The sequence below is a fragment of the Pseudomonas sp. CH61 genome (genome assembly GCF_059429415.1).
The window spans coordinates 6,171,316-6,197,646 of record NZ_CM182098.1 but is presented as its reverse complement, the minus strand read 5'-3'; the positions used below and the strand labels follow the sequence as shown (position 1 = coordinate 6,197,646).

Annotated in this window: 21 protein-coding genes and 1 pseudogene; 3 read left to right on the top strand and 19 right to left on the bottom strand. The window is 60.3% G+C overall.

Annotated elements, in window-relative coordinates; genetic code table 11:
* Positions 1-28 precede the first annotated feature (28 nt).
* The 15 genes from mdoH to hutC all read right to left on the bottom strand — a co-directional run bounded on the left by mdoH (position 29) and on the right by hutC (position 19,631).
* Positions 29-2,599 (bottom strand): glucans biosynthesis glucosyltransferase MdoH, encoded by a 2,571-nt coding sequence (gene mdoH, locus AC5SEM_RS27905; RefSeq protein WP_077570381.1) that lies wholly within the window; start codon positions 2,597-2,599, stop codon positions 29-31.
* Positions 2,592-4,373, bottom strand: coding sequence for a glucan biosynthesis protein G (locus AC5SEM_RS27900; RefSeq protein ID WP_371042206.1), 1,782 nt, complete (start codon positions 4,371-4,373; stop codon positions 2,592-2,594). The genes mdoH and AC5SEM_RS27900 overlap by 8 nt, the downstream gene beginning before the upstream one ends.
* A gap of 305 nt (positions 4,374-4,678) precedes the next feature.
* A complete protein-coding gene (gene dtd, locus AC5SEM_RS27895) occupies positions 4,679-5,116 on the bottom strand; it encodes a D-aminoacyl-tRNA deacylase (protein WP_007909321.1) in 438 nt (145 codons plus the stop codon).
* Entirely contained in the window at positions 5,113-6,084 is a 972-nt protein-coding gene (gene pip / locus AC5SEM_RS27890; protein WP_008080611.1) for a prolyl aminopeptidase, read from the bottom strand. The genes dtd and pip overlap by 4 nt, the downstream gene beginning before the upstream one ends.
* Before the next feature lie 241 nt (positions 6,085-6,325).
* Positions 6,326-7,129, bottom strand: a complete 804-nt coding sequence (gene hutG, locus AC5SEM_RS27885) for an N-formylglutamate deformylase (protein ID WP_495471726.1) — start codon at positions 7,127-7,129, stop codon at positions 6,326-6,328.
* 10 nt (positions 7,130-7,139) lie between these two features.
* Complete coding sequence (gene hutI / locus AC5SEM_RS27880; RefSeq protein ID WP_495471725.1) at positions 7,140-8,345, bottom strand: imidazolonepropionase; 1,206 nt, start codon at positions 8,343-8,345, stop codon at positions 7,140-7,142.
* Between the two features lie 136 nt (positions 8,346-8,481).
* Positions 8,482-10,014, bottom strand: coding sequence for a histidine ammonia-lyase (gene hutH, locus AC5SEM_RS27875; protein ID WP_463556476.1), 1,533 nt, complete (start codon positions 10,012-10,014; stop codon positions 8,482-8,484).
* Positions 10,015-10,130: 116 nt separating this feature from the next.
* Entirely contained in the window at positions 10,131-11,654 is a 1,524-nt protein-coding gene (gene hutH, locus AC5SEM_RS27870) for a histidine ammonia-lyase (protein WP_495471724.1), read from the bottom strand.
* 133 nt (positions 11,655-11,787) lie between these two features.
* Positions 11,788-12,618 (bottom strand): quaternary amine ABC transporter ATP-binding protein, encoded by an 831-nt coding sequence (locus tag AC5SEM_RS27865; RefSeq protein ID WP_495471723.1) that lies wholly within the window; start codon positions 12,616-12,618, stop codon positions 11,788-11,790.
* A complete protein-coding gene (locus AC5SEM_RS27860) occupies positions 12,615-13,466 on the bottom strand; it encodes an ABC transporter permease (protein WP_007949591.1) in 852 nt (283 codons plus the stop codon). Before AC5SEM_RS27860 ends, AC5SEM_RS27865 begins: the two co-directional genes overlap by 4 nt.
* An 83-nt stretch (positions 13,467-13,549) precedes the next feature.
* On the bottom strand, positions 13,550-14,518 hold the full coding sequence (locus tag AC5SEM_RS27855) for an ABC transporter substrate-binding protein (RefSeq protein WP_116029262.1): 969 nt from the start codon (positions 14,516-14,518) through the stop codon (positions 13,550-13,552).
* A gap of 70 nt (positions 14,519-14,588) precedes the next feature.
* Positions 14,589-16,061 (bottom strand): purine-cytosine permease family protein, encoded by a 1,473-nt coding sequence (locus AC5SEM_RS27850; protein WP_034152989.1) that lies wholly within the window; start codon positions 16,059-16,061, stop codon positions 14,589-14,591.
* Between the two features lie 148 nt (positions 16,062-16,209).
* Positions 16,210-17,877 carry a urocanate hydratase gene (gene hutU / locus AC5SEM_RS27845; protein WP_212620577.1) on the bottom strand — a complete coding sequence of 556 codons (1,668 nt, stop codon included), beginning with the start codon at positions 17,875-17,877 and terminating at the stop codon, positions 16,210-16,212.
* A gap of 464 nt (positions 17,878-18,341) precedes the next feature.
* The gene (locus AC5SEM_RS27840) at positions 18,342-18,911 is read right to left on the bottom strand and encodes a HutD/Ves family protein (protein ID WP_495471722.1); all 570 of its coding nucleotides are present in this window, start codon (positions 18,909-18,911) and stop codon (positions 18,342-18,344) included.
* A 9-nt stretch (positions 18,912-18,920) separates the two neighbouring features.
* Positions 18,921-19,631 carry a histidine utilization transcriptional repressor HutC gene (hutC, locus tag AC5SEM_RS27835; RefSeq protein WP_162130175.1) on the bottom strand — a complete coding sequence of 237 codons (711 nt, stop codon included), beginning with the start codon at positions 19,629-19,631 and terminating at the stop codon, positions 18,921-18,923.
* 146 nt (positions 19,632-19,777) lie between these two features.
* On the opposite strand from hutC, the gene AC5SEM_RS27830 reads away from it, so the two are divergent.
* Positions 19,778-21,142 (top strand): formimidoylglutamate deiminase, encoded by a 1,365-nt coding sequence (locus AC5SEM_RS27830; RefSeq protein WP_495471721.1) that lies wholly within the window; start codon positions 19,778-19,780, stop codon positions 21,140-21,142.
* Positions 21,143-21,265: 123 nt separating this feature from the next.
* Here the strand turns inward: AC5SEM_RS27830 and AC5SEM_RS27825 are convergent, their stop codons facing one another.
* Together AC5SEM_RS27825 and AC5SEM_RS27820 are read right to left on the bottom strand one after the other, a co-directional pair.
* Positions 21,266-21,835 carry a lipocalin family protein gene (locus tag AC5SEM_RS27825; RefSeq protein WP_116029265.1) on the bottom strand — a complete coding sequence of 190 codons (570 nt, stop codon included), beginning with the start codon at positions 21,833-21,835 and terminating at the stop codon, positions 21,266-21,268.
* Between the two features lie 30 nt (positions 21,836-21,865).
* On the bottom strand, positions 21,866-22,120 hold the full coding sequence (locus AC5SEM_RS27820; protein WP_003220802.1) for a hypothetical protein: 255 nt from the start codon (positions 22,118-22,120) through the stop codon (positions 21,866-21,868).
* Positions 22,121-22,401: 281 nt separating this feature from the next.
* On the opposite strand from AC5SEM_RS27820, the pseudogene AC5SEM_RS27815 reads away from it, so the two are divergent.
* Together AC5SEM_RS27815 and AC5SEM_RS27810 are read left to right on the top strand one after the other, a co-directional pair.
* Positions 22,402-23,436, top strand: a pseudogene (locus AC5SEM_RS27815) (HAMP domain-containing protein); the annotation flags it as partial.
* A 93-nt stretch (positions 23,437-23,529) separates the two neighbouring features.
* The gene (locus AC5SEM_RS27810; protein WP_371260421.1) at positions 23,530-24,294 is read left to right on the top strand and encodes a methyl-accepting chemotaxis protein; all 765 of its coding nucleotides are present in this window, start codon (positions 23,530-23,532) and stop codon (positions 24,292-24,294) included.
* Positions 24,295-24,478: 184 nt separating this feature from the next.
* Here the strand turns inward: AC5SEM_RS27810 and AC5SEM_RS27805 are convergent, their stop codons facing one another.
* Both AC5SEM_RS27805 and AC5SEM_RS27800 read right to left on the bottom strand, forming a co-directional pair.
* The gene (locus tag AC5SEM_RS27805) at positions 24,479-25,081 is read right to left on the bottom strand and encodes a DUF924 family protein (RefSeq protein WP_495471720.1); all 603 of its coding nucleotides are present in this window, start codon (positions 25,079-25,081) and stop codon (positions 24,479-24,481) included.
* A 3-nt stretch (positions 25,082-25,084) separates the two neighbouring features.
* Complete coding sequence (locus tag AC5SEM_RS27800; RefSeq protein WP_007909265.1) at positions 25,085-26,095, bottom strand: class 1 fructose-bisphosphatase; 1,011 nt, start codon at positions 26,093-26,095, stop codon at positions 25,085-25,087.
* Positions 26,096-26,331: the final 236 nt, after the last annotated feature.

The window sequence follows — 26,331 nt, the reverse complement described above, 5'->3', positions numbered from 1 at the left end:
ACCCCGCTGAATCAGCGGGGTTTTCTCATCAGGCCGGCTGAGCCTGCAAGCTCACCGGTCGCAGCGGCAGCAGCGGCGCATGCGGATCGGCTTTCACCGAAGCCCGCCAAGCATCCAACCACTCAGCGAGACCTTCAGCCCAGACCTGCTCGTGCAGACGTGCCAGAGCAACAGGGTCACTCAGCAGTTGCAGACGATCATGGTTGTTCAGCCCGGCCGGGCCGACCTTGATCGCGTGACGCACACGCTCCTGACGCAGCCACTCGATCGGCTCGGCCTGACCGTGACGCGAGGTCGCCAGCGAGCACGCCAAAGCGTTCTGCTGTGGATCGACCACCGCGCGGACAAAGCCGTCGTTGAGGGCGTGGTAACGATTTTCGTGGGTGTACTGATCAGTCGCCAGCAGCGCCTGTGGCGGATTGTATTCCTCAGGGATGAGGAACAGGCTCTCGTCACGGGACTTCAGGCCCAGACCGACACGGCTGGAGATCACCGACACAGGGATCGACAGCATCAGCGAACCGACAATCGGCACCAGCCACCAGAGGAAGCTCGGGTTCAGCCAGATCACCAGCAGCGCCCAGCAGAAGCCCAACAGAGTCTGCGGGCCGTGGCGTTTGACCGCTTCGCTCCAAGGCGTCGAGTCGTCGTCACGCTGCGGCGAATTCCAGGTCGCGGCCCAGCCGAGGAACGCGGCCAAGACGAAACGGGTGTGGAAAATCATCCGCACCGGCGCCAGCAGCATGGAGAACAGCATCTCCAGCAGCATCGACAGCGTCACCTTGAACTTGCCGCCGAACTCTTTCGCGCCCTTGGCCCAAATCAGGATGATGCTCAACAGTTTCGGCAGGAACAGCAGCACGATCGTCGTCGAGAACAGCGCGATCGCCTTGTCCGGGTGCCATTGTGGCCACAACGGATAGAGCTGACGCGGTTCGAGGAAGTACTGCGGCTCCATCAGCGTGTTCACCGCCAGCAGCGCGGTCGACAGCACCAGAAAGAAGAACCACAACGGCGCCGACAGGTACGACATCACGCCGGTGAGGAACACCGCACGGTGCACCGGGTGCATGCCCTTCACCAGGAACAGGCGGAAGTTCATCAGGTTACCGTGGCACCAGCGACGGTCACGCTTGAGTTCGTCGAGCAGGTTCGGCGGCAGTTCTTCGTAGCTGCCCGGCAAGTCATAGGCAATCCACACGCCCCAACCGGCACGGCGCATCAACGCGGCTTCCACGAAGTCGTGGGACAGAATCGCACCCGAGAACGCGCCTTTACCCGGCAATGGCGCCAAGGCGCAGTGGTCGATGAACGGCTTCATGCGGATGATCGCGTTGTGACCCCAGTAGTGGGATTCACCCAACTGCCAGAAGTGCAGACCGGCGGTAAACAACGGGCCGTATACGCGAGTGGCAAACTGCTGCATACGCGCATACAGCGTGTCCATGCCCGACGCACGCGGCGCGGTCTGGATGATCCCGGCGTCCGGCGTGGCTTCCATCAAGCGCACCAGACTGGTCAGGCACTCGCCGCTCATCACCGAGTCGGCGTCGAGCACGACCATGTACTTGTAGTCACCGCCCCAACGACGGCAGAAGTCGTCGAGGTTGCCGCTTTTGCGTTTCACACGACGGCGACGGCGGCGATAGAAGATCTTGCCGAAACCTTTGGCTTCGCGGCAGACGTCCAGCCAGGCCTGCTGCTCGGCCACGCAGATATCGGTGTCGTTACTGTCGCTGAGAACGAAGAAGTCGAAACGATCCAGATCACCAGTGGCGGCGACCGATTCGAACGTCGCGCGCAGACCGGCGAACACGCGCGGTACGTCTTCGTTGCAGATCGGCATGACCAACGCGGTACGCGCGTCTTTGGCAATCGGCTCGTTGCCGGCGCTTTTGCCGGAGATACGGTATTTATCGTGACCGGTGAGCAACTCGAGGAAGCCCATCAGTGCGGTCCAGAAACCGGCGGATACCCAGCAGAACAGAATCCCGAACAGAATCAGGATGCTGGTTTGCAGCGCATATGGCAGCACTTGCGTGGCGGTTTGCAGCAGCGGCTGATGCAGGACTTCATCGAGATCGACGAACGACCAGCCCTGGTACGGCATGATGCCTTTCATGTACCAGCCAGCGACGATGGTCTGGCCGAGCATCAGCAGCAACAGAATGTAGCGACGGATCGAACCGACGGTGCGCCAGCGCGCGGCCGGCAAGACGTTTTCGTCCTTCGGCGGCTGCGGCGGGTTGGTGCGACCGGTCATACGGCGCCAGCCACGCACCAGAATATTGGTGCGCCACGGCTCCGGCACGACCTTGGTCCGACGGATCGGCGGCGTGGCCTTCATGCTGACGCGACCACTGGCGTCGAGCACCAGCATTTCCGCGTCTTCAAGTTCTTCGGCGGTGCTCAGGGTCAGGCGCTTGCCCACCGAAGCCTGGGCGGCCTCGGCGGGGGCGTCGAACGTCGAGGACGACAGGCGTTCATGCAGCTCGCTGAACGACTGGCAGCCCGCGAGTTCCGCGCGCTGCTCGTCGGTCATCGGCAGATGCGCCAGATACTCGGACAGAGTCTCTGGCTGTACTTGAGAGTTACTCATCGGCAGGCAACTGATAGCTCCAGGTCTCGGTCAGGACTTCTTCAGTCGGTGCCGATTCCGGTGTGGCTGGGGCCGCGTCGGCAGCCGCTGGCTGCTTGGCGTCTTTGTTGGCCTTGTCCTTGGCATCTGCGGCTGGCTTGGCGTCGGCCTGTTTGGCTTCGGCGGCCTTGGCTTCCTTGTCGAGCTTCTCTTGCTGCTTGGCGGCAACCTTGTCGGCCTTGGCAACGGACGAGTTGGACGCCGGTACCGATTTCGCCAGATCAGCGGTCACGACTGGCTGAACCAGAGCGGCACGCATCTCGGTCGACTTGCTCGCGTCCTTGATCTTCATCCGCAGGGTCAAGCGCCAGCCCTTGGTTTCCGGGTTGTAACGCACGCTGTTCTCGACCAGTTCGGCGTTGTCGCCAACACTGACCTGGCTGCGTACGTCGGCATCCGGGGTCAGCGCGGCCAGCGATGGACCTTCGAAGTCGACCAGGTAGGCAACGCTGCCGTCCGGCTGACGAATCAGGTTCGATTGCTTGACGTCACCGGTCGAACGCAGAGTCTGCGAAACCCAAGCGCTGTCCGGCGCATGAATCGCCGCTTCGTCCATGGTCCAGTGCATGCGGTAAGCGAAGTCCAGCGGCTGACCCGGCTCCGGCATTTTTTCCGGGCTCCAGAACGCAACGATGTTGTCGTTGGTTTCGTCGGCGGTCGGAATTTCTACCAGATCAACGGTGCCTTTGCCCCACTCGCCCTTCGGCTCGATCCAGGCGCTTGGACGCTTGTCGTAACGGTCGTCGAGGTCTTCGTAGTGGCTGAAGTCACGGCCACGTTGCAGCAGACCGAAACCACGCGGGTTCTCGATGCTGAAGTTGCTCACGGCCAGGTGTTTCGGGTTGTTCAACGGGCGCCAGATCCACTCGCCGTTGCCGGCATGGATCGACAGACCGCTGGAGTCATGCAGTTCACGACGGTAGTTGAGAACTTTCGACGGCTGGTTGGCGCCGAACAGGAACATGCTGGTCAGCGGCGCGATGCCCAGCTTGCCAACCTTGTCACGCAGGAACATCTGCGCTTTGACGTCGACAATGGTGTCGCTGCCGGGACGCAGGATCAGACGGTAGGCACCAGTAGCACGCGGCGAATCCAGCAGAGCGAAGATCACCAGGTGCTTGTCGCCCGGCTTCGGCTGTTGAATCCAGAACTCGCGGAAACGCGGGAATTCCTCGCCCGACGGCAGCGCGGTATCAATCGCCAGACCACGCGCCGAGAGGCCGTAGGTGTGGCCCTTGCCGACAACGCGGAAGTAACTCGCGCCGAGCATGGTCATGATTTCGTCTTGTTTGTCGGCCTTGTTGATCGGGTACAGCACACGGAAACCGGCATAGCCCAGTTGTTCGGTGGCTTTCGGATCGAATTTCAGGTCGCCGAAATCGAAGCGCGTCGGATCGTATTTGATCTCTTCGACGGTGTTCGCTGTGATTTCGTTGATTTTCACCGGCGTATCGAAGTGCATACCCTGGTGATAGAAGGACAGTTTGAACGGGGTCTTCTGATCAGCCCACTCAGCCTTTTCGGTGAGGAAGCGGATTTTCTGATAGTCCGCGAATTTCATGTCGCGGAATTCGTTCGGCAGATTGCTGCGCGGGGCTTCGAACTTCTGCCCGGCCAGTTCTTTAGCTTTCGCCGATACATCGTCAAGATTGAACGCCCAAAGCTGACCGGCGCTGAGCAGGCACAGGAGCGCCGAACCCGCTACCAGGGCACTTCGCATGCGTTTGGCAGACATTTTTGCTGCATTACAGGGACTAACAATCACGAGCAACCCTCGCCGAAAACAGATCAAAAAACCAACGGCTAGCTATCTATATGCCAGGTTGGCGAGCATTGTTCCGACTCCGCAGGGGCAAAATGATTCCCCAATCGGATCCGGACAAGTCTCTACCTAAGTGAAAAATGGATCAGCGAACGCTGATCCCAGTGCGCGCGATTATCTAGTAGCCCGCATGACAACGCATCAGGGGTAACAAAGTATTTATCGCGAAAACACCCTAAAAACAGTCGAAATTTCCTAAAAAGGTGTTTCAAGCGCTTTCAGGTCTGTAACAAAAAGGTAACCGGGCCATCGTTGACCAAATGCACCTGCATATCGGCGCCGAATCTACCTGATGCCACAGTGCCATGCACCTGTTTCGCACTGCTTAATAGATAGTCGAACAATTCCTCGCCCAAGGCTGGAGGCGCGGCCGTCGAAAAGCTCGGGCGCAACCCGCTTTTGGTGTCGGCCGCCAGGGTGAACTGAGAGACCAGCAGCAACCCGCCACCGACATCGGCGAGGGACAAGTTCATCTTGCCCTCCGCATCACTGAATACCCGATAGTTAAGCAGTTTATGCAGAAGTTTGTCGGCGCTGGTACGCGTGTCGTCGGGTTCGACTGCCACCAGCACCAGCAAACCGTGATCTACCGCGCCTACCACCTCACCCGCGACTTCGACCCGCGCACCGCGAACGCGCTGTAAAAGCCCCTTCATGCTTCTTCGGGCGGCAGGTCGAGCAGGCGCCGGGCCATGTTGCCCGCCGCGCGCACCAGTGCATCGGTGATGCCCGGTTCAGATGCCGCGTGACCGGCGTCGCGGATCACCTGCAGTTCGCTGTTCGGCCACGCTTGATGCAATTCCCAGGCATTGTCGAGCGGGCAGATCACATCGTAACGACCGTGAATGATCACGCCCGGCAGATGAGCGATCTTGCCCATGTCGCGAATCAGCTGGTTCGGCTCAAGGAAGGCGTTGTTGGTGAAGTAGTGGCATTCGATCCGCGCGATCGACAGCGCGCGCTGCGGCTCGGAGAAACGATCGACCACCAGCGGGTTCGGCCGCAGGGTCGCGGTGCGCCCTTCCCAGGTCGACCAGGCTTTGGCCGCGTGCATCTGGGCGATCTGGTCGTTGCCGGTCAGACGCTTGTGGAAAGCGCTGAGCAGGTCGTCGCGTTCGTCCAGCGGAATCGGCGCGATGTAGTCCTGCCAGTAATCAGGGAACAGACGGCTGGCACCGGCCTGATAGAACCACTCGATTTCCTGCGGACGGCAGAGAAAGATCCCGCGCAGGATCAGACCGTGAACACGCTCCGGGTGGGTTTGTGCGTAAGCCAGCGCCAGGGTCGAACCCCACGAGCCGCCGAACAGCACCCATTTGTCGATGCCCAGGTGTTTGCGGATGCGCTCAAGGTCAGCGACCAGATCCCAGGTGGTGTTGTTCTCGAGACTGGCATGCGGCGTGGAGCGCCCGCAACCGCGCTGGTCGAAGGTGACAATGCGATACAGGTTCGGATCGAAATAGCGACGGCTCTGCGCGTCGCAACCGGCGCCGGGGCCGCCGTGGATGAACACAACCGGCAAACCCTCCGGCGAACCGCTTTCGTCGACGTATAGCGTATGGGTGTCATCGACAGCCAGATCGTGCCGGGCGTGAGGTTTGATCTGCGGAAACAAAGTCTGCATTGCGCGCTCCGTAAGGGGTCGAGGTCATCCCTGGGGGGACTTCTATTATTCTGCCGTTGGGCATCATAAACCCGATTTACGTCAATGAGCATGCTCCAGAGCAGTCACCGTTTGTCAGCCATGAACTTCGCAGGGTGTACACCATCCTGTGGGAGCGAGCCTGCTCGCGAATGCGGTGTGTCATTCAACGTAGATGTTGGCTGAACGGACGCCTTCGCGAGCAGGCTCGCTCCCACAGGGGTTATGCGGTGTAGTGAGACTTTGCCCACGCCAGATAGCCCTGCAGTAATTCCTTGAGTACCACCCGCGTCGGTTCGGCCAGATCGGCGCGATAGCGGAACGGTTCGAACTCTTCCATGTAGGTGCTCTGGCACAACTCCAGCTGCACCGCGTGGATGTTCTCGGCCGGGTTGCCGTATTGGCGGGTGATGTGGCCGCCCTTGAAGCGGCCGTTGAGCACGTGGCTGTAGTGGCTGTGGCCGGCGCAGATTGCTTCGAGCTGACTGGCCAGTTGCGGATCACAACTGGCGCCGTTGAAGGTGCCGAGGTTGAAGTCCGGCAGTTTGCCGTCGAACAGATGCGGGATGATCGAACGGATCGAGTGCGCATCGAACAATAGCGCGTAACCGAATTCGGCTTTCAACCGCGCCAGCTCTTCTTGCAGCGTGCGGTGATATGGCGTCCAGATCTGCTCAAGGTAAGTCGCGCGCTCTTCTTTCGACGGCTCGTGCCCTTCGCGGAACAACGGAATGCCATCGAACAACGTCGCCGGGTACAGCCCGGTGGTCGCCCCGGCGTATAGCGGTTTGTCGTCGGAGGGACGATTCAGGTCGATGACGAACCGCGAGTACTCGGCAGCCAGAGTGCTCGCGCCCAGTTCTTCGGCGAAGTCGTACAACTGCGGAATGTGCCAGTCGGTGTCCGGCAGGCTTTTCGCGTCCGGGATTAAACCGGCTTCCACCGCAGGTGTCAGGCGCACGCCGGCATGCGGCATGCTGACCAACAACGGCACGCGGCCTTGTTTGAAGTTCAGAACCTTATCCACAACCGCTCTCCTACAGATTTGATTCGACGCCGTGACGCACGACGCGTTTGTCCAGATCACCGCCGAGCCAATAGGCCAGATCCGCCGGACGATCGATGTGCCAGGCAACGAAATCCGCGACCTTGCCGACTTCCAGCGAACCGTGGGTGTCGGCCATGCCCAACGCCTGCGCGGCGTGGATGGTGGCGCCGGCCAAGGCTTCTTCCGGGGTCATGCGCAAACAGGTGCAGGCCATGTTCAGCATCAGCCGCAACGACAGCGCCGGCGAGGTGCCGGGGTTGAGGTCGCTGGCGATGGCGATCTTCACCTTGTGCTTGCGCAGGGCGTCCATAGGCGGCAATTGGGTTTCACGCAGAAAATAGAACGCACCCGGCAGCAGCACCGCGACGGTGTCTGCTTCGGCCATGGCGATGGCGTCGGCTTCGTCCATGAATTCCAGGTGATCTGCGGACAGCGCCTTGTAACGCGCGGCGAGGCTGGAGCCGTGCAGCGACGACAGTTGTTCGGCGTGCAGCTTCACTGGCAGGCCGAGTTTTTGTGCGGCGATGAACACGCGCTCGACTTGCTCAGGGGAGAACGCCAGGTATTCGCAGAAGGCATCCACAGCGTCGATCAGACCTTCGGCAGCCAGCGCGGGAAGCATTTCGCTGCAGACCAGGTCGATGTAGTCATCGGCGCGATCTTTGTATTCGGGCGGCAACGCGTGGGCCGCCAGGCAGGTGCTGCGCACGCTGATCGGCAGCTCTTTTCCCAGGCGACGGATGACGCGAAGGATTTTGCGTTCGTTGACCAGATCGAGGCCATAGCCGGATTTCATCTCGACTGTGGTCACGCCGTCGCGCATCAGGCTTTTCAGACGCTTGGCGGCGCTGGCGAACAGCTCGTCTTCAGTGGCTTCGCGAGTCGCGCGCACGGTGCTGGCGATGCCGCCACCGGAGGCTGCGATTTCCGCATAGCTGACGCCTTGCAGACGTTTTTCGAATTCGCCGCTGCGGTTGCCGCCGAACACCGTGTGGGTGTGGCAATCGATCAGGCCGGGCGTGACCCATGCACCTTGCAGGTCGTTGACCGCCGGGTATTCGCCAGACGGCAATTGATTGCGCGGGCCGATCCACTCGATGTGCGCACCGGACGTCACAATGGCCGCATCTTCGATGATCGAGTAGACGCCTTGCGCCATCGTTGCGACGTGGCAGTGTTGCCAGAGGGTTTTCACTGTTGGCCTCCGTTGGGGCTGGTGATCGTTCCCACGCTCTGCGTGGGAATGCCTCAGGGGACGCTCTGCGTCCAGTGACGCGGAGCGTCACGGGCTGCATTCCCACGCGGAGCATGGGAACGATCAGTGTGTAGGGTTAAAGGCTAGGCAAAAGCTTCGCCGAAACCAGCTCAGTCAAACACCGCGAAGCCAGCAACTCAGTCGCTGCATTGATGTCCGGAGCAAAAAACCGATCCTTCTCATAAAACGGCACTTCCTTACGCAAAATCGCCCGCGCCTGCTCCAGCTTCGCCGAAGTCTTCAGACCGTTACGCAGATCCAGACCCTGCACCGCCGCCAGCCATTCCACCGCGAGAATGCCGCGCGTGTTTTCGGCCATTTCCCACAGACGCTTGCCCGCCGCAGGAGCCATCGACACGTGGTCTTCCTGGTTGGCCGAAGTAGGCAAACTGTCCACCGAATGCGGATGCGACAACGCCTTGTTCTCGCTAGCCAATGCCGCTGCAGTAACCTGAGCAATCATGAAGCCGGAGTTCACCCCACCATTGGCGACGAGGAACGGCGGCAGCTGCGACATGTGCTTGTCCATCATCAGCGAAATACGGCGCTCGCTCAGCGAGCCGATTTCGGCGATGGCCAGCGCCATGTTGTCAGCGGCCATGGCCACCGGTTCGGCGTGGAAGTTACCGCCAGAAATCACGTCACCTTCAGCGGCGAAGACCAGCGGGTTATCGGAAACGGCGTTGGCTTCAACGGCCAACACTTCAGCGGCCTGACGGAATTGGGTCAGGCAGGCGCCCATGACTTGTGGCTGGCAGCGCAGCGAGTACGGATCCTGCACTTTTTCGCAGTTCTGGTGCGAGTCGGAAACTTCGCTGCGCTCACCGAGCAGATCGCGGTAAGCCGCCGCCGCGTCGATCTGACCTTTCTGGCCACGCGCGGCGTGGATGCGTGCATCGAACGGCGAACGCGAACCCAAAACCGCTTCAACCGTCAGGCCACCCAGCGCCAGTGCGCCCGCGAACAAGTCTTCACCTTCAAACAGACCGCGCAGCGCGAACGCGGTGGAAACCTGAGTACCGTTGAGCAGCGCCAGACCTTCTTTCGCCGCCAGCGTCAGCGGCGTCAGGCCGGCCACTTTCAGCGCCTCGACAGCTTCCATCCACTCGCCCTTGTAGCGCGCCTTGCCCTCGCCCAGCAGCACCAGCGACATGTGCGCCAACGGCGCCAGATCGCCCGAAGCGCCGACCGAACCTTTCAGCGGAATGTGCGGATAGACCTCGGCATTGATCAGCGCAATCAGCGCATCGATCACCACGCGGCGAATGCCGGAGAAACCACGACTGAGGCTATTGACCTTGAGCACCATGATCAGCCGCACCAGCTCATCGCTGATCGGCTGGCCGACACCCGCGGCGTGAGACAGCACCAGCGAGCGCTGGAGGTTTTCCAGGTCTTCGCTGGCGATGCGCGTCGAGGCCAGCAGGCCGAAACCGGTGTTGATGCCGTACGCGGTGCGGTTCTCGGCGAGGATCTGCTCGACGCAGGCGACGCTGGCTTCGATCTGCTGCGATGCGCTGTTGTCGAGCGTCAGCTTGACCGGGTTCTGGTAGACGTCACGCAGTTGGGCCAGGCTCAGTTGGCCGGGAATCAGGTTCAGCGCAGTCATTTTGTGCTCCTTTTGAGAGTTTGTTATTAACTCGCCAGACGCTCCGGAGATGTCCGTTGTCCGTCGCGTCTCGCCTTTTGGGGAGTCGCGCCTTGGCACGCTGGCGTGGGTATTGGTCAGTGCAAATTCGGTAAAACGTTGTGCGGCAGATTCGGGGTTTTCAACACGCTCGCAGCGGCAGCGATGTCCGGCGCCAACCAACGATCCTGATCGTAGGCCGGGACTGTTTCGCGCAGCAGTCGCCAAGCGATATCGGTGCCCGCGCCGAAGCGCTGTTCCTTGAGAAACTCAAACGCTTGGGCCGCCAGTAGGTATTCGATGGCGAGGATCTGCGTGCAGTTTTCCAGGGCACGATGCAGCTTGAGCGCGGCGTTGGTGCCCATGCTCAGATGATCTTCCTGCAAGCCGGAAGTGATGTAGTTGTCGAGCACCGCCGGTTGCGCCAATTGACGGTTTTCTGCGCACAGCGACGCGGCGACGTATTGGACGATCATCATCCCCGAGTTCACCCCGGGATTGGCCACCAGAAACGCCGGCAGACCGCTGACGTGTGGATTGACCAGACGATCAAGGCGACGCTCGGCGATCGAGCCGATTTCGGCCATGGCAATCGCCAGCAAATCCGCCGCCATCGCCACCGATTGGCCGTGCGGGTTGGCTTGCGACATCACCCGGAAGTTGTCCGGCGTGCCGAGCAACAGTGGGTTGTCGGTGCAGCCGTTGAGCTCGGCTTCAACCTGTTTGATCGCATGTTGCAGTTGATCGCGCGCGGCACCGTGTACCTGCGGGATCGAGCGGATACTCAGCGCATCCTGAGTGCGAATGCCTTTGCTCGACGCGATCACTTCACTGCCATCGAGCAAGGCGCGCAGATTGATGCCGACCTGCTGCATGCCCGGGTGCGGTTTCAGCGCGATGATTTCAGCGTCGAACGCATCGATCTGACCGCGCTGGGCTTCGAAACTCATTGCGCCGATCACATCGGCCCACTGCACCAATCGTGTCGCATCAGCAATCGCCAGACAGCTGAGGCCGGTCATGCACGGCGTGCCGTTGACCAGACACAAACCGTCCTTCGCGCCGAGTTGCAATGGCTCAAGACCTTCCTCGGCCAACGCCTGTTGTGCGGAAATAACCTGGCCGCGATAGCTGACATTGCCGACACCGAGCAGCGTGATGCCGATGTGCGCCATGTGGGTCAGATAACCCACCGAACCTTGCGACGGCACTTGCGGGGTGATGCCGCGATTGAGCAGTGCCAGCAGCGCTTCGACGACACGGCGATGAATGCCGGATTTGCCGTGGCTGTAGTTGTGGATTGCCGCGCAGATGATCGCGCGGGTCTGCTCGTCGGCGAGTACCGGGCCGACGCCGCAGGCATGGCTGAGCAAGGTGTTGCGCGAGAGCTGGCTGAGCTGTTCGTCTTTCAGGGAAACGTTGGACAAACCGCCCAGGCCGGTGTTGACGCCATAGGCGCGCTCACCGCTTTCGACGATGCGCTGGACGATGCCTTGGGCGTTTTCGATGCGCGCCCAGGTGTCGCTGGACAGCTCGAGTTGAGCGCCGTGACGGGCGACAGCGACCACGTCCTGCCAACGCAGAGGGGCGCCGGTGATAATGATTTTTTCAGCCTGGGACATCATTAACCTCATCCGAACATTGATGCAGCTGTGCCGCCGCCTTCGCGAGCAGGCTCGCTCCCACATTGGAATGCAGTCCCCTGTGGGAGCGAGCCTGCTCGCGAAGAGGCCAGCACAACCGACACAAAACTACTTAAACCACCGCCGCCCGCCGCTGCACGAACCGGTCGACATACTCATCCGCCGGCGAATGCAGAATCTCGCGCGGTGTACCGACCTGAATCAACCGGCCATCCTTGAGAATCGCAATGCGGTTGCCGATACGCACCGCCTCGTCGAGGTCGTGGGTGATGAAGACGATGGTCTTGTGCAGGGTCTTTTGCAGCTCCAGCAACTGGTCCTGCATCTCCGCACGAATCAGCGGATCCAGGGCACTGAACGCCTCATCCATGAGGATGATGTCGGTGTCCGCCGCCAAAGCACGGGCCAAACCGACACGCTGACGCATGCCGCCGGAGAGCTGGTGCGGGTATTTGTTTTCATAGCCTTTGAGGCCCACGGTGTTGATCCAGTGCAGCGCGCGTTCCGCGCACATTTGCTTGCTCTCGCCACGGACTTTCAAGCCGTAAGCGACGTTCTCCAGCACGGTCTTGTGCGGCAGCAGGCCGAAGCTCTGGAACACCATGCTGATCTTGTGCCGGCGAAATTCGCGCAGGGCATCCATGTCGTATTGCAGGATGTCGACACCATCGACGAGGATTGCGCCGCTGGTCGGGTCGATCAGCCGGTTGAAGTGGCGCACCAGCGTCGATTTGCCCGAGCCGGACAGGCCCATGATCACGAAGATCTCGCCGGTGCCGATGCTCAGCGACAGGTCGTTAACGCCGACCACGCAACCGGTTTCGCTCAGCACCTGATCCTTGGTCTTGCCCTGACCGACCATGGCCAGTGCATCCTTGGCGCGGTTGCCGAAAATCTTGAAGACGTTTTTGACTTCGATCTTGCTCACGGTTGCGTTGCTCATTTGCTCACCTCATGCCGTGGCCGACCGTACGCCTGAGTAATGCGGTCGATGACCACTGCGAGAATCACGATCGCCAGACCGGCCTCGAGGCCACGTCCGACGTTGAGGGTCTGAATCCCCACCAGCACATCTTCACCCAGGCCACGGGCGCCGATCATCGAGGCGATCACCACCATCGACAGGGCCATCATAGTGGTCTGGTTGATCCCGGCCATGATGCTCGGCAGGGCCAGCGGCAGTTGCACGCCGAACAGTTGCTGCCAGCGGTTGGCGCCGAAGGCGTTGATCGCTTCCATCACTTCGCCGTCGACTTGGCGGATGCCCAGATCAGTCAGGCGAATCAGCGGTGGCGCAGCATAGATAACGGTAGCGAAAATCGCCGGCACCTTGCCGAGACCGAACAGCATCAGCACCGGGATCAGGTACACGAAACTTGGCATGGTTTGCATGATGTCGAGCAGCGGCATCAGCACCGAACGCAGGCGGTTGCTGCGCGCTGAGAGAATCCCCAGCGGGATGCCGATCAGCACCGAAATGATCGTCGCGACCATCATCAGCGCCAGCGTCTGCATAAGCTTGTCCCACAGGCCAACGGCGCCGACGAGGAACAGCAGACCGACGATGACCGCCGTGGTCACGACTTTGCGCGTGGCGTGCCAGGCGACGACACCGACGATCGCCAGCATCAACCACCATGGCGCTGCGCGCAGCAAGCCTTCAAGGTTGACGATGGCCCAGAGCAGCGTGTCGGAGATGTGGCGGAACACATCACCGTAGTTGGTGACCAGCGAATCGACCCAACCGTTGACCCAGTCGGCGATGGAAAAGGTAAAGCTTTCGGGAAACATAAGCGGCTCTCAATCAGAAATCTCAATCAAGCGTTTACGGCATATCTCCCGGCCAGCCTCACGGTTGACCGGGAGGTATCGACCTACAGCGCCGCGTCGATTTTCCTGGCTGCGTCTGCACTGACCCACGCATGCCAGACCTCAGGATGTTCCTTGAGGAAGATTTTCGCCAGTTTTGGCGACTCGATACGTTCCTTGGCCATGCGGCCCAGGTTCTGGTTCAGCAGGTCGATCGGCAGGTTGACCTTTTCCAGCACGGCGACCAGTTCCGGGGCTTCGTCGTGGAAGGTCTTGGACAGACCGACCTTGATGCTTACGGTCTTGTCGACGCCCGGTTTTTCTTCGAGTTTGACCAGATCCACCTGCCCCATCAGCGGAGTTGGCGACCAGTAGTAGAACAGGATCGGCTCGCCGCGCTTGTAGCTCGACAGCACCGCCGCATCCAGCGCCGGGCCAGTGCCCGGACGGAAGTTGGTGTAGCTGCTTTCGAGGCCGTAGCTTTTCAGCATTTCGCTGTTATCGAGTTCGCAGGTCCAGCCGGCCGGGCAGTTGTAGAAGCGGCCCTTGGATGGCTCTTCGGCGTCCTTGAACACGGCGGCGTATTTGCCCAGGTCGGCGATGTTTTTCAGGTCCGGCGCTTTGGGTTCGAGCTTGCGCTTGGCGTCGCCTTCGATCACGTAGCGCGGCACGTACCAGCCTTCCACCGCGCCGACGACCGGAGCGCCGACACCGACGACCTTGCCGGCCTTCTCGGCCTTGTTCCAGACCTCGCTGCGGCCGACCCACTCTTCGGCGAACACTTGAATATCGTTGCTGCTCAGGGCGTTTTCCATGGTAATGGAGTTGCCCGGCAAACTGTCGGTCTTGCAGTCGTAGCCTTTCTCCAGCACCACTTGCAGCACGTCGGTCAGCAGCATGCCGCTTTCCCAGTTCAGCCCGGCGAATTTCACCGGTTTACCCGATTCGCACCAGCCGGCGGCTTGCGTCGCACCGGCACTGGCCAACAGGCCCATGGACAGCAATGTGGTCAGCAGGGTCTTGTTCGATTTCATTGTTGTGACGCTCCTAATCATGAATTGGCTTACGGCAGTCAAGAGGCATCCAGCCCTGTCCACGTCCAAATCAGGCCTGCGCCGCAGCGCGACCGGCCCCGCTTGTTTTAGGTTGTACAACGCTGTTCTGCTCGACCGGCAGAATCAGTTGATCGGGTACCGCGCTGTGCCATTTTTTTGCGCACACGTAGTAGACGACGGCAGGCAGCACGAGGCCGATGATCCAGGAAATATCCACGTCACCGAGGGCAGCCACCAGCGGGCCGGTGTAGAACTTGGTGGAGATGAACGGCAGCTGCACCAGCACACCGAACACATAGACGCTGATGCCGAGCAGGTTCCAGCGACCGTAACGTCCGTTCGGATTGGCCAGTGCCGGCACGTCATAGCGCTCGCGGGTGATGCAGTAGTAATCCACCAGGTTGATCGCGCTCCACGGTGTGAAGAACGCCAGCAGGAAGAGGATGAAAGACTTGAACGCCCCGAGGAACGAGTGCTGACCGAGCAGCGCGATCAGGGTCGCCGCGCCGACGATCACCAACACAAACACCAGACGCTGCATACGCGTAACGGTCAGGTGACCTTTGAAACCACTGATGATGGTCGCGATGCACATGAAGCTGCCGTAGGAGTTCAGCGTCGAGATGGTCACCTTGCCGAACGCGATGCTGAAGTACAGCAGCGCAGCGGTGGCACCGGTGCCGCCCAGACCGACGATGTAGGCGACTTCATGACCGGCGAATTGGCCGTTGGCGGAAGCCGCGGCAAAGACGCCGAGGATCATCGCCACTTGCGCGCCGACCACCGAACCGGCACCGGCGGCGAAGAAGGTTTTCACCGCCGAGGTGTTGCTCGGCAGGTAACGGGAATAGTCAGCCACGTACGGGCCGAACGCGATCTGCCAGGAGGCCGCGAGCGACACCGCGAGGAGGAAGCTGCTCCAGCTGAAATGACGGATTTGCAGGAGTGCACCGACGTCGGTCTGGCTCATCAGACGCCAGAACAGGAAGACGAAGGCAATCACGCCAATCACGCTGGCAACACGGCCGATCCAGTGGATCACCCGATAACCGAGCACCGTGACCAGCACGATAACGCTGGCGAAAATCAGGATGCCGACGCTGTCGCTGACATTGAATAGCTGGCCTAACGCCTGACCGGAAAGCACCGTGCCTGTCGCGGTGAAACCCAGGTACATCAGGCATACCAAGACGATCGGGATCGCCGCGCCATACACACCAAACTGCACACGGCTGGAGATCATCTGCGGCAGACCCAGCTTCGGCCCTTGCGCGGCATGCAGCGCCATCACCCCGCCGCCGAGCAGTTGACCGATCAACAGACCGATCAGCGACCAGAACACATCACCGCCCAACACCACGGCCAAGGCCCCGGTGACAATCGCAGTGATTTGCAGGTTGGCACCCATCCACAGGGTGAACTGGCTAAACAGACGACCGTGTCTTTCCGCTTCCGGGATGTAGTCGATCGAACGCCTTTCGATCAACGGTTTGTTGCCTGCACGATCGGTGTTGACAGCCATGATTCAACCTCTGTGGATTGTTCCGGGTGTTGTTCTTGTTTTGGCTTTTGTAGGAGTGAGCCTGCTCGCGATTGCGGTGGTTCAGTCAGCACATTTGCTGAATGTGTCGGCCTTATCGCGAGCAGGCTCACTCCTACAGGGGAAAGAATTACTTTCCGGTAATCATCGGCAGGTTCAGGCCCTGTTCCCTGGCGCAGTCGATGGCGATCTGGTAACCGGCATCGGCGTGACGCATGACGCCGGTGGCCGGGTCGTTGTGCAGCACCCGCGCAATGCGCTCGGCCGCTTCGTCAGTACCGTCGCAAACAATCACCATCCCCGAGTGCTGCGAGAAGCCCATGCCGACGCCGCCGCCGTGGTGCAGGGAAACCCAGGTCGCGCCGCTCGCGGTATTCAGCAGCGCGTTGAGCAATGGCCAGTCGGACACGGCGTCAGAACCGTCCTGCATCGATTCGGTTTCGCGGTTCGGGCTGGCCACCGAGCCGGAGTCGAGGTGGTCGCGACCGATCACGATAGGTGCGGACAATTCGCCGCTGCGGACCATCTCGTTGAAGGCCAGACCGAGCTTGGCGCGCAGGCCCAGACCGACCCAGCAGATACGTGCCGGCAGACCCTGGAAGCTGATGCGCTCGCGAGCCATGTCCAGCCAGTTGTGCAGGTGCGCGTCGTCCGGGATCAGCTCTTTGACCTTGGCGTCGGTTTTGTAGATGTCTTGCGGATCGCCCGACAGCGCCGCCCAACGGAACGGGCCGATGCCACGGCAGAACAGTGGACGGATGTAAGCCGGTACGAAACCGGGGAAGTCGAAGGCGTTTTCGACGCCTTCTTCCTGGGCCATCTGACGGATGTTGTTGCCGTAGTCGAAGGTCGGAATGCCTTGTTTCTGGAATTCCAGCATGGCTTTGACGTGCACGGCCATCGACTGCTTGGCGGCTTTGATCACAGCGGCCGGTTCGGTCTTGGCGCGGGCGCGGTACTCGTCCCAGGTCCAGCCCGCCGGCAGGTAACCGTTGAGCGGATCGTGGGCGCTGGTCTGGTCGGTGACCATGTCCGGGCGCACGCCACGCTTGACCAGTTCCGGCAGAATTTCTGCGGCGTTACCGAGCAGGGCGATGGAGATCGCTTTGCCTTCCTTGGTGTATTTGTCGATGCGCGCCAAGGCGTCGTCGAGGTCTTTGGCTTGCTCGTCGACGTAACGGCTTTTCAGGCGGAAATCGATGCTGACCTGTTGGCATTCGATGTTCAGCGAGCATGCGCCAGCGAGGGTTGCGGCCAGAGGCTGTGCGCCGCCCATGCCACCGAGGCCGGCGGTCAATACCCATTTGCCGGTGAGGTTGTCGTTGTAGTGCTGGCGACCGGCCTCAACGAAGGTTTCGTAGGTGCCTTGAACGATGCCCTGGCTGCCGATGTAGATCCAGCTGCCGGCGGTCATCTGGCCGTACATGGCCAGGCCTTTGGCGTCGAGTTCGTTGAAGTGCTCCCAGCTCGCCCAGTGTGGGACGAGGTTGGAGTTGGCGATCAGTACACGCGGGGCATTGCTGTGAGTCTTGAACACGCCGACCGGTTTGCCGGATTGCACCAGCAAGGTCTCGTCGTCGTTCAGATTGGTCAGGCTTTCGACGATTTTGTCGTAGCACTCCCAGTTACGCGCGGCGCGACCGATACCACCGTAAACCACCAGCTCTTTCGGGTTCTCGGCGACTTCCGGGTCGAGGTTGTTCATCAGCATGCGCAGCGGCGCTTCGGTCAGCCAGCTCTTGGCGGTCAGCTTGTTACCGCGTGCGGCACGGATTTCGACGTCGCGAAACTTAGTCATTTTGTTATCAGTCACGAAAGAGACTCCTCAGCGATCAATTCAAACCAACCCTGGCAGTGGGCAAGCAGCCTGTGCGCTTCGCTGCGCGACAAGCGAATCAGTGGACGCTGCGGAGAGTCTCGAGCGACTCATACGCATACGTCTTTACTTGTACATACAAGCATATGCAATCAAGCGGCCAACTTGTTGGAGGGGTATTCAAGAAAAATTACGGGCACGGCTGGAGAGCGCCTGAATCAAGGGTTCGGGCGTGGATGAATTTTTTCGTGGGGATGATTTAGGGCGACGGGACTTTGTTACGTGAGCGTGGTTTTGCGCCACGCTGGGGCGTTCGGTAACAAGTTGGTGCGTGGGTTGGGAACACCCCAAAAGCAAAAGATCGCAGCCTTCGGCAGCTCCTACAGGGTGTACATCAATCCCAATGTAGGAGCTGCCGAAGGCTGCGATCTCTTAAGGCTTTTCAATCAGCGGGCAGTCAGCTCAATGACACAGCAACCCGCATCAACGGACACTTCAACCAAGCCATTGTTGCCGTCCAGTTGCAGGCAATCATGGCGACCGAGTTGCGAAACATTGTCAGCGATCTTCACCTGCAGCAACTCGCTGACACTGAACACCAGCACCGTCCCGGCCGAGCTGAAGAATCGCTGCTCGCCATTCAGCCACTGCAAGCGCGCGCGGTAACGCTGCGGCGCGTAGATCAGATTGAAATCACGAATCGCGCCACCAAGCAGCGTGCACGAAACCTGGCTTTCACCACTGAAGGCAAACGGGTCGAGCGGTAACAGCGCGCGCGTGTCGTCGCCGTCAACGCACAGGGTCATGCCATCCCCCTGCAACACGGTGATCACCCGCTGGTAACCGGCGAAGGTCGAAAAGCCGCCCGACTCGGCGATATCGGCAATCGACAGACGCCAGCCAAAACCGTCCAGCCCTGCACCGGCATCACGGGTGATTTCTTCAGTGCTGCCGCCACCGTTTTTCCACGGCATGCGCGGGTAGCCTTCAGCGCGTAAAACCTTAAGTGCACTCATTTATGCTCTCTATTTATGGAATCGACCTTCCAGACGATGACGAGAACCCGGATGAATCAAACGTGCAGCCGTCACCGGCTGACGCCCCGACCACGTGCGGCGACGAATCAGCAAGCACGGCTCGCCTTTTTCAATCTGCAGCAACTTGCATTCGGACGACTCAGCAAGGATAGCTTCAACCACATGCTCGCCTTCGGTCAGCGGCGCCACCTGATTGAGATACGCGTACGGCGTTTGCAGAGTGAAGTCCTGCTTGAGGTATTCCGGGGCGACCAATGCGTTGACGAAACGGTCTTCGATTTGCACCGGGATATCGTTTTCGTAATGCACGATCAGCGAGTGAAATACTTTCTGCCCTTCGCGCATGTCCAGCGCCAGCGCGCGTTCGGAACCGGCGGCCTCTTCTTCGAGGGTGATGACCTGGCAGGTGTGGCGATGACCACGGGAAGCGATTTCGTCGGCGATGTTATGCACTTCGAACAGCGCGGACTGGCTCTTCGGTTCGGCGACGAACGTGCCGACGCCTTGCATACGCACCAACAGACCGTCAGCGGTCATCTCGCGCAGCGCGCGGTTGATGGTCATGCGGCTGAAACCGAGTTGATTGACCAGCTCGCTCTCGGACGGCACGCGGTAGTGCGGCGGCCAGTTTCCGCTGTCGATCTGCTGGGTGATCATCTGTTTGACGCGGGCGTACAAGGGCGCCGGACTGTCGCCCATGTTCGCGGCCAACGGGGAGACTGGAGGCGGAGTCGGCACGGTTGATCCCTGTTCATTGGATGAAAGTGGCTAGCTTGCCGGAGTTTACCGGGCAGGCAAACGTCTGTATATGTATATACAAATAACACACGATGGGGTGCTGAACCATGTCCGCCTTCTTTGCCGAACGCGCGCTGCTGCCTAACGGATGGGCCAACAATGTACGTCTTGAAGTCAGCGCCGATGGCCTGCTGACCAAAATCCAGGCCGATTCCACCGCAGATGGCGCCGAACGGCTGAGCGGCCCGCTGCTGCCGGGCATGCCGAATCTGCACTCCCACGCGTTCCAGCGGGCGATGGCGGGACTGGCCGAAGTGGCCGGTAATCCGAATGACAGTTTCTGGACCTGGCGTGATCTGATGTATCGGCTCGTCGGAAAAATCAGCCCCGATCAGCTCGGCGTGATTGCCCGTCAGCTGTACATCGAAATGCTCAAGGCCGGTTACACATCGGTGGCCGAATTTCATTACGTGCACCACGATAGCAACGGTCAGCCGTATGCCGATCCGGCTGAACTGGCGTTGCGCATCAGTCAGGCGGCGAGTGAAAGCGGCATCGGTCTGACCCTCCTGCCGGTGCTCTACAGCCACTCCGGGTTCGGCGGCCAGACGCCGAATGATGGGCAGCGTCGTTTTATCAACAGCACCGAAAATTACCTGAATCTGCAATCGCGCCTGCAGCCAATGTTGGCGCAGCAAAAGGCGCAATCGCTGGGCCTGTGCTTCCACTCGTTGCGCGCGGTAACGCCGCAGCAGATCAGCGAAGTACTGGCCGCCAGCGACAAACAATGCCCGGTGCACATCCACATCGCCGAACAGCAGAAGGAAGTCGACGACTGCCTGAGCTGGAGCGGTCGTCGGCCGCTGCAATGGCTCTACGAAAATACCGAAGTCGATCAGCGCTGGTGCCTGGTCCATGCGACCCACGCCAACCCGGAAGAAGTCACGCTGATGGCCAAGAGTCGCGCCATCGCCGGCTTGTGTCTGACCACTGAAGCGAATCTGGGTGACGGGATTTTCCCGGCGGTGGACTTTCTCGCCCAGGGCGGACGCATGGGCATCGGTTCCGACAGCCATGTGTCGCTCAGCGTGGTCGAGGAATTGCGTTGGCTGGAATACGGCCAGCGCTTACGTGATCAGCGACGTAATCGTTTGTATGGTGCGGATCAGCCGATGGTTGGGCGTACGTTGTATGACGCGGCGCTGGATGGCGGTGCGCAGGCGATGGGGCAGCCGGTTGGCGCGCTGGAAGTTGGCAAACGTGCGGACTGGATTGTGCTCGATGGCAACGATCCGTATCTGGCGACGGCCACGGGTGACGGGATTTTGAATCGCTGGTTGTTTGCCGGAGGGGATCGGCAGGTCCGCGATGTGTTGGTCAATGGCCAGTGGGTAGTGCGCGATGGCCGGCATGCAGGGGAAGAGGACAGTGCGCGTGCCTTCACCCAGGTTCTGCGCGACCTCCTCGGCTGACAGCTGACCGTTCCCACGCTCTGCGTGGGAATGCAGCCCGGGACGCTCTGCGTCCCACAAGCGGACGCAGAGCGTCCATTGAGACACTCCCACGCGGAGCGTGGGAGCGATCAGGATGGGTGATTAATTCGAGGTCTTGGCCATCTGCCGATCCGACGCGCGCCAGATCAGTCGCGTGGTGTCATAGCCCTGCTGACGCGCCTTGCTCAACAGTTCTTCACGCACCACCCCGTTGACGGTCGGCGTGCGTGACAGCAGCCACATGTACTTGCGGCTCGGGTCGCCGACGATGGCGGTCTTGTAGTCATCGCTGACGTACAGCACCCAATATTCGCCTTTCGCCACACCCGGAATCAGGCGCGAGAACCAGGTATCGAATTCGACCCAGAGCTTGTCGGTCTTGCCCGGCACCTGTGGATAAGCCGTGCCCTTGGCCTCTTCCCACTGCCAGTCCGGCGTCAGGCAGCGATTGAGCACCGCGACATTGCCGTCAGGCTTGAGGGTGTAATGCGCTTCGGACTGCGCGCAATTGCGCTGGAAGTACATCGGCAAGCGCGCCAGCTCGTACCAGGTGCCCTGATAGCGCTTGAGATTGACGCTGTTGACGGTTTTCGGCGCCAACGGGTCGACGCCGGAACTGGCGCAGCCGGCCAGTACCAGACCGGCAAAAAGGATCAGCAATAACCGCTTCATTTTTCTTCTCCGTGGGCGCGAAGCCCCGGTTTACTTCAGGCCTTGGCCGGAAAACATCAGCACTTTGTCACCGGCGTACTGCACGCTGATAAAGCTGTTCTTGTCGCCCCAGGTGCAACTGGACATGCCGAGCGCGCCCGAGCAATCGGTGGGCTTGCCGAGCAGAGTCTCGACTTCGGCCTTGGCCATACCGGCCGAGAGCTTCGAGTAGTTTTCCTGATTGACCTTGCTGCATGCGGCCAACAGCACGCAAAACGTCAGAAGGGCGATAGATCGCAGCGACATGGTGTAACTCCTGGAACGAGGGGGGATGGCATGGTGCCAACCAGAAGCTTAGAAGAGAAAACCCTCATCTGGTTCCGTGGAGGAACGGCTATTTGTTAGCCCACCCGTCTGGCATTTGCTGATAGATCAGACACTTTGTAAGGCTATTGAGCATTTCGTCGCCTTTCACCAAAGACGCCTAATCTTTGGCGCGCCGCGGTCGAAATAAGAGCAGCGCAAAGCCCCCGAGTGTGGCAAATTGCCGCCCTTTCTTGACCAGCCCCTTCGCGGTAGTTCATTCGATGACCAGAAACATGAAATTCAGCCACAAGATCTTGTTGGCTGCCGCCCTTGTGGTGGCCGTTGCGTTCGCCTGTTTCATTTTCTTCAACGACTATCGACAGCGCGAAGCCCTGAGCACGAGCACCGAAGCGTCGATGCAGGAACTGGGCAGCCTGACCACCAGCAACATCCAGACCTGGCTGGAAAGCCGCATTCAGTTGCTGCAATCGTTGTCGCAGCAAGTCGCGGTCGACGGCAACGCCCCCGCCAGCCTGAAACGCATCATCGACCTGCCCGCCTATACCGGTAATTTCCAGCTCAGTTATTTCGGCGGCGCTGACGGCGTGATGTTCTCGGTACCGGCCGGCAACCGCGCGCCGGACTACGATCCACGTGCACGCGGCTGGTACAAAGCAGCGAACAGCGCGCAGCAGACCATCGTCACTGAACCGTACATCGCCGCATCCTCGGGCAAACTGGTGATCACCGTCGCCACCCCGGTACAGCGTCAGGGCCTGATGCTCGGCGTCGCCGGTGCCGACATTGACCTGACCAGCGTCAGCGCAATCATCAACTCGCTGAACTTCGGCGGCCATGGCCACGCGTTCATCGTCAGCAGCGAAGGCAAGATCCTGATCCACCCGGACAGCAAACTGGTGCTCAAGACCCTCGCCGAGGCCTACCCGAACGGTGCGCCGAAAGTCAGTCCGGGCCTGAAAGAAGTCGAGTTCGACGGCAAGACCCAACTGATCTCCTTCACCCACATCAACGGCGTGCCGTCGGCCGACTGGTACGTAGCGCTGGTGCTGGATAAAGACACCGCATTCGCCATGCTCAGCGAATTCCGCACCTCAGCGCTGATCGCCATGGTCATTGCCGTGGTGATCATCATCGCCCTGCTCGGCATGCTCATCCGCGTATTGATGCAGCCGCTGTTGACCATGGGCCGCGCCATGCACGACATCGCCGAAGGTGAAGGCGACTTGACCAAGCGTCTGGTGATCCATGGCAACGACGAATTCGGCGCGCTGGGCACCTCGTTCAACCGCTTCGTCGAGCGTATTCACACCTCGATTCGCGAAGTGTCCTCGGCCACCGGCCAGGTCAACGAAGTCGCCCTGCGCGTGGTCGCGGCGTCGAACTCGTCGATGTACAACTCCGATCAGCAAGCCTCCCGCACCAACAGCGTCGCGGCCGCGATCAACCAGCTCGGCGCCGCCGCGCAAGAGATCGCCCAGAACGCCGCCCTCGCCTCGCAGCACTCCAGCGACGCGCGCAGCCTCGCGGTCGACGGTCAGCAGGTTGTGGATAAAACCATCCACGCGATGCAGCAGTTGTCGGCGAAGATCAGTGATTCGTGCGGCAACATCGAAACCTTGAACAGCAACACGGTGAACATCGGTCAGATTCTTGAAGTGATCACCAGCATTTCCCAGCAGACCAACTTGCTCGCACTCAACGCCGCAATCGAAGCGGCGCGTGCCGGTGAAGCCGGTCGTGGTTTCGCCGTGGTTGCCGATGAAGTGCGCAACCTCGCCCACCGCACCCAGGATTCGGCGCAGCAAGTGCAGAAGATGATCGAAGAGCTGCAGGTCGGCGCTCGTCAGGCGGTCAGCATCATGACCGAGAGCCAGCGCGAGAGCGAAAGCAGCGTCGGCATCGCCAACCAGGCCGGCGAGCGTCTGGGCAGCGTGACTCAGCGTATTGGCGAGATCGACGGGATGAACCAGTCGGTGGCCACGGCGACCGAAGAGCAGACGGCGGTGGTCGAGTCGATCAATGTCGATATCAACGAGATCAACACGCTGAATCAGGAAGGTGTGGAAAACTTGCAGGCGACGTTGCGGGCGTGCTCGGATCTGGAGCAGCAGGCGGCGCGTCTCAAACAGTTGGTCGGTAGCTTTCGCATTTAAAGATCAAGGGCTTTACCCCCTCACCCCAGCCCTCTCCCCCAGGGGGGCGAGGGGGAAAGGGAGCAGATCTTCATGCTGTTCAAAACCTGAGTTCGACTCGAAATTTGCAGGTCGATGTATCAAGACCAGACAACTCGGTCAGTCCCCTCTCCCTCAGGGAGAGGGCTAGGGTGAGGGTAAGCTCTTAAAATCTAGAGCCAGGCTCGGAAAGAAACACCAACTCCTCAGCCGTAGATTCCCGCCCCAACACCGCATTGCGATGCGGAAACCGGCCAAACCGCGCAATCACCTTTTGATGCCGCTCGGCATAATCCAGATTGTCGGCAAACACCGCTCGCTCACCTTCCGGCTGTTCAGCCACCAGTTCGATAAACCGGGAGACCGCCTCGTTCTGCACCGCAAGATTCTCGCAGTGCTCAAACACCAGATAAATGAACACTCGCTGGATCGGTTTCAACTGCCGATCGAAATCCGCCGCAATGCCTTGAGCGACGAGTTTCTGCGCGCGCAGATCACCGGAAAACGCTTTGGGAGTATCGCGAAAGATCATTCGCGGCAGTTGATCGAGCAGTAGCACTACCGCCAGCCAACCTTCGGGACGTTGCGTCCACTCGGTCAATTCGCCGGCCAGGGCCTGATCGACAAAGACCCCGAAACGCTCACGCGCTTCGAGGTCTTGGCTGTCTCGCTTACCGAACCACAACTTGCCCTTGTCAGCCGATATCTCGTCGGGGGATTCGGCTTGTCCGAACCACCAATCGAGCAACGGCTGCCAGGGCGCGGTCATGGTTTATTCCTTGTGGTAGGCCGTAGCGCGTGCGACTTCTTCTTTCGAGCCGAGGAACACCGCTACACGCTGGTGCAGGCCTTCCGGCTGAATGTCGAGGATGCGCTGGTGACCGTCGGTGGACGCGCCGCCCGCTTGTTCCACCAGGAACGACATCGGGTTGGCTTCGTACATCAGACGCAGTTTGCCTGGCTTGGATGGCTCACGGCTGTCGCGCGGGTACATGAACAGACCGCCACGGGTCAGGATGCGGTGTACGTCGGCAACCATCGCCGCGACCCAACGCATGTTGTAGTTCTTTTTCAGCGGACCTTCTTCACCGGCCAGCAGCTCGCCCACGTAGCGTTGTACCGGGGCTTCCCAGTGACGCTGGTTGGACATGTTGATGGCGAATTCCTGGGTCGATTCAGGAATGGTGATGTCTTCGTGAGTCAGCACGAAGCTGCCCATTTCACGGTCGAGGGTGAAGCCTTTGACGCCGTCGCCCAGGGTCAGTACCAGCATGGTTTGCGGGCCGTAGATCGCGTAACCGGCGGCAACCTGCTGAGTGCCTGGCTGCAGGAACGCTTTTTCGTTCAGCGGCTCGTTCTGGCTCAGGTATTCGTTCGGGCAACGCAGTACCGAGAAGATGGTGCCGACCGGAGCGTTGATGTCGATGTTCGACGAGCCGTCCAGTGGGTCGAATACCAGCAGGTACGCGCCTTTCGGGTATTTGCCCGGGATCTGGTAGGCATTGTCCATTTCTTCGGACGCCATGCCGGCCAGGTGACCGCCCCATTCGTTGGCTTCGAGCAGGATCTCGTTGGAGATCACGTCGAGCTTCTTCTGCACTTCGCCTTGGACGTTTTCAGTGCCCATGCTGCCCAGAACACCACCCAGGGCGCCTTTGGACACGGCGTGGCTGATTTCTTTGCAAGCACGCGCCACCACTTCGATCAGGAAACGCAGATCGGCAGGAGTGTTATTGCTGCGGGTCTGCTCAATCAAATAGCGACTCAGGGTAACGCGGGACATGGACGGCTCCGGTGGAATGGGGGGCTAAAAACCCGCGCAGTTTACAGGGAGTCTGAAAACGTAGCGAGCGAAGACGCCCGGTAACGTGCGTTGGGGTGTAATTGCCTGCATGAGACGTGAATGTGGGTGGAGAGTTCAGGTAGCGGGTTTAGCGTAGACCGGTTCGGGACGGGTGGTGCAGGTGATCGAGACAGTTTTTGGATTTTTGGCGTTTGGGAAAACGCTATCGCGAGCAG

What these genes read in the sequence shown, in the direction of transcription:
- mdoH (WP_077570381.1), bottom strand. Translation starts at nt 2,599, where the DNA reads ATGAGTAACTCTCAAGTACAGCCAGAGACTCTGTCCGAGTATCTGGCG.
- AC5SEM_RS27900 (WP_371042206.1), bottom strand. Translation starts at nt 4,373, where the DNA reads ATGTCTGCCAAACGCATGCGAAGTGCCCTGGTAGCGGGTTCGGCGCTC.
- dtd (WP_007909321.1), bottom strand. Translation starts at nt 5,116, where the DNA reads ATGAAGGGGCTTTTACAGCGCGTTCGCGGTGCGCGGGTCGAAGTCGCG.
- pip (WP_008080611.1), bottom strand. Translation starts at nt 6,084, where the DNA reads ATGCAGACTTTGTTTCCGCAGATCAAACCTCACGCCCGGCACGATCTG.
- hutH (WP_463556476.1), bottom strand. Translation starts at nt 10,014, where the DNA reads ATGACTGCGCTGAACCTGATTCCCGGCCAACTGAGCCTGGCCCAACTG.
- hutH (WP_495471724.1), bottom strand. Translation starts at nt 11,654, where the DNA reads ATGTCCCAGGCTGAAAAAATCATTATCACCGGCGCCCCTCTGCGTTGG.
- AC5SEM_RS27865 (WP_495471723.1), bottom strand. Translation starts at nt 12,618, where the DNA reads ATGAGCAACGCAACCGTGAGCAAGATCGAAGTCAAAAACGTCTTCAAG.
- AC5SEM_RS27860 (WP_007949591.1), bottom strand. Translation starts at nt 13,466, where the DNA reads ATGTTTCCCGAAAGCTTTACCTTTTCCATCGCCGACTGGGTCAACGGT.
- AC5SEM_RS27855 (WP_116029262.1), bottom strand. Translation starts at nt 14,518, where the DNA reads ATGAAATCGAACAAGACCCTGCTGACCACATTGCTGTCCATGGGCCTG.
- AC5SEM_RS27850 (WP_034152989.1), bottom strand. Translation starts at nt 16,061, where the DNA reads ATGGCTGTCAACACCGATCGTGCAGGCAACAAACCGTTGATCGAAAGG.
- hutU (WP_212620577.1), bottom strand. Translation starts at nt 17,877, where the DNA reads ATGACTAAGTTTCGCGACGTCGAAATCCGTGCCGCACGCGGTAACAAG.
- AC5SEM_RS27840 (WP_495471722.1), bottom strand. Translation starts at nt 18,911, where the DNA reads ATGAGTGCACTTAAGGTTTTACGCGCTGAAGGCTACCCGCGCATGCCG.
- hutC (WP_162130175.1), bottom strand. Translation starts at nt 19,631, where the DNA reads ATGGGCGACAGTCCGGCGCCCTTGTACGCCCGCGTCAAACAGATGATC.
- AC5SEM_RS27830 (WP_495471721.1), top strand. Translation starts at nt 19,778, where the DNA reads ATGTCCGCCTTCTTTGCCGAACGCGCGCTGCTGCCTAACGGATGGGCC.
- AC5SEM_RS27825 (WP_116029265.1), bottom strand. Translation starts at nt 21,835, where the DNA reads ATGAAGCGGTTATTGCTGATCCTTTTTGCCGGTCTGGTACTGGCCGGC.
- AC5SEM_RS27820 (WP_003220802.1), bottom strand. Translation starts at nt 22,120, where the DNA reads ATGTCGCTGCGATCTATCGCCCTTCTGACGTTTTGCGTGCTGTTGGCC.
- AC5SEM_RS27810 (WP_371260421.1), top strand. Translation starts at nt 23,530, where the DNA reads ATGTACAACTCCGATCAGCAAGCCTCCCGCACCAACAGCGTCGCGGCC.
- AC5SEM_RS27805 (WP_495471720.1), bottom strand. Translation starts at nt 25,081, where the DNA reads ATGACCGCGCCCTGGCAGCCGTTGCTCGATTGGTGGTTCGGACAAGCC.
- AC5SEM_RS27800 (WP_007909265.1), bottom strand. Translation starts at nt 26,095, where the DNA reads ATGTCCCGCGTTACCCTGAGTCGCTATTTGATTGAGCAGACCCGCAGC.